Annotated in this window: 6 protein-coding genes; all 6 read right to left on the bottom strand. The window is 70.9% G+C overall.

Annotation, left to right across the window (positions count from 1 at the left end; genetic code table 11):
• On the bottom strand, positions 1–600 hold a 600-nt coding region (locus ACQKIP_RS40890; protein WP_427745336.1), incomplete at its 3' end, for a polysaccharide deacetylase family protein.
• A complete protein-coding gene (locus tag ACQKIP_RS40885) occupies positions 597–929 on the bottom strand; it encodes a hypothetical protein (RefSeq protein WP_365853831.1) in 333 nt (110 codons plus the stop codon). The genes ACQKIP_RS40885 and ACQKIP_RS40890, both read right to left, overlap by 4 nt.
• Before the next feature lie 43 nt (positions 930–972).
• Positions 973–1821, bottom strand: coding sequence for a class II fructose-bisphosphate aldolase (locus tag ACQKIP_RS40880; protein WP_365853833.1), 849 nt, complete (start codon positions 1819–1821; stop codon positions 973–975).
• Between the two features lie 44 nt (positions 1822–1865).
• Positions 1866–2639, bottom strand: coding sequence for a DeoR/GlpR family DNA-binding transcription regulator (locus tag ACQKIP_RS40875; protein ID WP_365853835.1), 774 nt, complete (start codon positions 2637–2639; stop codon positions 1866–1868).
• Positions 2629–3651 (bottom strand): D-2-hydroxyacid dehydrogenase, encoded by a 1023-nt coding sequence (locus ACQKIP_RS40870; RefSeq protein ID WP_365853837.1) that lies wholly within the window; start codon positions 3649–3651, stop codon positions 2629–2631. Before ACQKIP_RS40870 ends, ACQKIP_RS40875 begins: the two co-directional genes overlap by 11 nt.
• Positions 3648–4359, bottom strand: a 712-nt coding sequence (locus ACQKIP_RS40865; RefSeq protein WP_427745334.1) for a carbohydrate ABC transporter permease, incomplete at its 5' end; no start/stop codon positions are given. The genes ACQKIP_RS40865 and ACQKIP_RS40870, both read right to left, overlap by 4 nt.

Genomic DNA, 4359 nt, shown 5'->3' with positions numbered 1-4359 from the left:
CCACAGGAACGCCGTGCACGCGGCGTCCTGGCCGGTGACCTCGTCCATTCGCCGCTTGGGCTCGAAGATCTCGCGTTCGAGGTCCGCGCCGGTGTGCAGGGAGGCGGCCTCGGCGTGGTTCGCGGTGTGCGGAGTGACCACGTGGCGTCGGCTGAGTTCGGCGACGTCGTCCCAGGTCATGGCGAGGCGCTCGCCCTTGGCGTTCTCCTGTACCAGGTCGATGTTGTGTGCGTTGGCGTAGTCGTACTGGTCGGCGACCGGCACATCCAGGAAGGCGGTGCAGATGAAGAACCAGGCGGTCAGGCCGGCTTCCTCGGCCAGCGGCGCCGCGACCTCCGCGTTGTTGCGGTAGCCCTCGTAGAAGACCGGGATGACTCCGGGGCGGCTCTTGTGCCAGCGGCCGGTGGTCCGGAACTGGTCGAGGTCCTCCAGCGTGACGGCGGAGAAGTGTTCCGCGAGCGTCTTCAGCTCGCCGCGGATCTTGTCCGTGTCGGCGTGCGGGGTGTTGTGGTAGTTCACCACGCGCAGGTACTGGCCGGACCTGAGGGCCTGCTCCTGGCCGGAGAAGGACGGCAGCCGGGTCTGGGGGGTCGCGTTCACTGCTGGGGCCCGTCTTTCTGTGCGGCGCGGTCCTGAGGTGTGAAGTGGGCTGCGCCCATGAGCTGGAGGACTTCGATCAGGGCGGGTTCGCAATCGTCCCCGGCGTCGGGAGCCAGGGTGCCCCGGTAGTGGCGCAGGAGCCCGGCGAGTTCCTCGCCTTCGGCGTCCGGCCGGGCTGGTTCCGGTATCTGGTGGCTGTCGCGGGAGGGCACCTGGAGGGCCAGGAACATGGGGATGCCCTCGCGTTCGAGGACCCGCTCCCCCAGGGCGTCGAGCTGTGATCGGGGGTCGGGGACGGGTTCGTGGCGGCGGGGTGCTGGAGTGGTCACGTACTGGCTCCTGTGACGTCGGTGCGGGTGGGTCTTTTCGTGTTCAGGGGGCGGCGGGCTCGGGGGCCAGGAGCCGGAGTTGCTGTTCCGTGGCGGCGGCGACCGCGTCGCGGCCCGCCGCGAGATAGCGCCGGGGGTCCACGCCGGTGTAGTCGTCCAGGGTGGTGCGGACGGCCCGGGTGAAGGCCGCGCTCAGGTGCGTACCGAAGTTGATCTTCCGCATGCCGTGGGTGATCGCCGAACGGAGGTCCTGGTCCGGCACGCCGGACGAGCCGTGCAGGACCAGCGGTACGTCGACGGCGTCGCGCAGCTCGGCGATGAGGTCCTGGTCGAGCGAGGCGTTGCGTTCGGTCATCGCGTGCGAGCTGCCGACCGCAACGGCCAGTGCGTCGACTCCGGTGGCCCGTACGTAGTCGGCGGCTTCGGCGGGGTCGGTGCGGGCGGTGGCGGAGTGGACGCCGTCCTTGCCGCCGATCTCGCCCAGTTCGGCCTCGACCCAGATGCCGTCCTCGTGCAGCCGCGCGGTGACCGCGGCGGTCCTGGCGACGTTCTGCGCGTGGGGCAGCCGGGAGGCGTCGAACATGACCGAGCCGCAGCCCAGTTCCCGGGCCCGCAGTACGAGGTCCTCGTCCTCCACGTGGTCCAGGTGCAGGGCCAGCGGGACGCCGCAGCGACGGGCGACCGCGGCTGCGGCGGCCAGCAGCGGCGCGGGGTCGTCGCCGTGGTAGCGGACCGCGTTGTGGCTGACGGCGATGATGGCCGGCGAGTTCGCGGCCTCGCACGCGCGGGCGATGGCCTCGGCGTGTTCCAGGGTCACGATGTTGAAGGCGAGGACCGCGGACCCTTCGCGTACGGCGTGGTCCATCAGGCTGGCGGTGGGAACGAGCGGCATGGGGCACCTCTGGGCGGATGTGGGTGACGGGCGTAGCTGGGGGGCTAGGCGCTGACGACGGTGCTGCCGCGGCCCTCGACGGCGCGGCACACGGGGTGGTGGGGGGCGGCGTCGGTGACCAGGGTGGCCACCCGCTCCAGCGGGGTGAGGCGGACCGGTCCGCGGCGGCCGAGCTTGGACTCGTCGGCCAGGACGGTGATGCTGCGGGCCGCCGCGAGCAGGGCGCGATCCGTCTGGGCCTCGTCGACATGGGCTCCGGTGAGCCCCGCTTCGGCGTCGAGACCGAAGGCGCTGGTGATGATCTGGCCGATCTGCAGTTCGTGCAGCGCGCGCTCGGTGAGGTGTCCCAGGAGGGACTGCTCGCGGTGGCGCAGGACGCCGCCGAGCACGATGACGTCGACGGAGGAGGTGGCCGACAGGACCTGGGCGATGGGCAGGGCGTTGGTGACCACCGTGAGGCCGCGGCGCTCCCCGAGGCGGGCGGCGAGGGCTTCGGTCGTCGTGCCGCCGCTGATGAGCACGGTGCTGTGGTCGGGGATCAGCCGCAGGGCGGCCTCGGCGATGCGGCCCTTCTCCTCCAGCTGGGTCGACGCCCGCTGCGGCTGGTCCGGCTCGAAGGCACCGTCCACCGTGGTGGCGCCGCCGTGCACGCGGCGCAGCATGCCCTGGAGTTCGAGGTCGCGCAGGTCGCGGCGGACCGTGGAGGCGCTGATGCGCAGCAGGTCGGAGAGTTCCTGGACGTTGACCGTGCCGCGGCGGCGCAGCCGGGTAAGCACGGCGTGCCGGCGCTGGGGGGCGAGCAGGTAGTCAGTAGCCACGGGACCGGTCCACCAGGTTGATCAGTTCGCGGTCTTCGAGGAACCGCTCGACGTTCGCGCTGACGAGTTCGAGGGTCTGCTCCTCGTAGTCGGGCGCGAAGCCGGCCACGTGCGGCGTGAGGATGACGCCGGGCTCGTTCCACCACTGGTGGCCGGCGGGCAGGGGCTCTTCGTCGAAGACGTCGAGGGCGGCGCCCGCGATGCGGCCCGAGCGCAGTCCGGCGCGCAGGGCGTGTTCGTCGACGATGCCGCCGCGGGAGACGTTGACGACCATCGCGCCGTCCTTGAGGGCGTCGAGGGCAGCGGCGTCGATCATGCCGCGGGTCTCGTCGGTCAGCGGGCAGGTGACCACGAGGTAGTCGCAGCGGCCCAGGAAGGCGTGGAGTTCGTCCGGCGTGTAGAGCTCGGTCGTCTCCGCCGGGTCGGCGGCGGGTGTCCCGAAGAACTCGCCGGTCCGGGTGGCGCGGCCGCGCTTGAGTCCGAGCACGGTCATGCCGAACTGTCCGGCGAGGCGGCCTATTTCGCGGCCGATGCGGCCGTATCCGACCACGCCGACGGTCGCGCCGCGCAGCCGGCGCGGCATGAGGGTGTTCCAGCGTTCGCTCGGCGAGGGCCAGGTGCCGCCGTGCTGTACCTCGACGGCGCGGGGCAGCCGGTGGGCCAGGCCCAGCAGCATCATCATCACGTACTCGGCCATGGGGACGGGCGAGATGCCCCCGATGGAGGTGAGCGGCACCGGCAGGTCCCATACGCCGGTGTCCTTCAGATGGTCCGCGCCGGAGGTGTCGAGCTGGATCCAGCGCAGGTCCGGTGCCGTGTCGGGGGCGGCGGGGAACACGGCGCCGGTGTGCAGGATCTGCGTGCGGCCCCACACCTCGGCGGGCACGTCCGCCGGGGAGACCGCGGGCACCTGGGTGACCGTGAGCCGCGGGTGGCGTGCGCGCAGCTCGTCGAGCCACCAGTCGGGGAAGGAGAGGGTGCTCAGGTAGTGGACGGGGGTCGGAGAGGTCACTTGATTCCCGATCGTGCGAAGCCCTGGACGAAGTACTTCTGGAAGCAGAGGAAGAGAACGACCATGGGCAGTACGGAGATGAGCGCGAGCGCCATGATGGCGCCGTAGTCGGCGGTGTACTGGCCGTTGACGAACTGCATGCCGACGGCCAGGGTGTACAGCCGCTCGTCCTTGAGGACGGTCAGCGGCCAGGCGAAGTCGTTCCACTGGTAGAGGAACGTCAGCAGGGAGAGCACCGCGATGAGGGGCTTGCACAGCGGCAGGACGACGGTGAAGAAGGTGCGCAGCTGTCCGGCGCCGTCCATCCGCGCGGCCTCGATGACTTCGTCGGGGATGCCGAGCATGAACTGCCGGGCGAGGAAGACCCCGAAGGCGGTGGATGCGGCGGGGACGATGACGGCCCAGAAGCTGCCGAACATGCCCAGGGCGCTGACGAGTTTGAACTGCGGCACCATCAGCACCTGTACGGGCACGGTCATCGTGCTGAGCAGTAGCAGGAAGAGCAGGTTGCGGCCGCGGAAGCGCATCTTGGCGAAGGCGTAGCCGGCCAGCAGGTTGCAGGAGACGGTGATGAGGACGACCAGGCAGGTGATCACGGTGGAGCTCATCGCCCAGATGCCCACCGGCAGCCGGAACACGCGGCGGAAGTTGTCCAGGGTCGGCGCGCTGGGCCAGAAGCGCAGCTGCGAGGTGTGCAGGTCCGCGATG

Origin of the sequence: Streptomyces sp. NPDC059900, from assembly GCF_050270335.1 — a bacterium.
Taxonomy (GTDB): Bacteria; Actinomycetota; Actinomycetes; order Streptomycetales; family Streptomycetaceae; genus Streptomyces.
The sequence above is the reverse complement of the archived record's forward strand: the minus strand, read 5'-3'. Positions and strand labels throughout refer to the sequence as shown.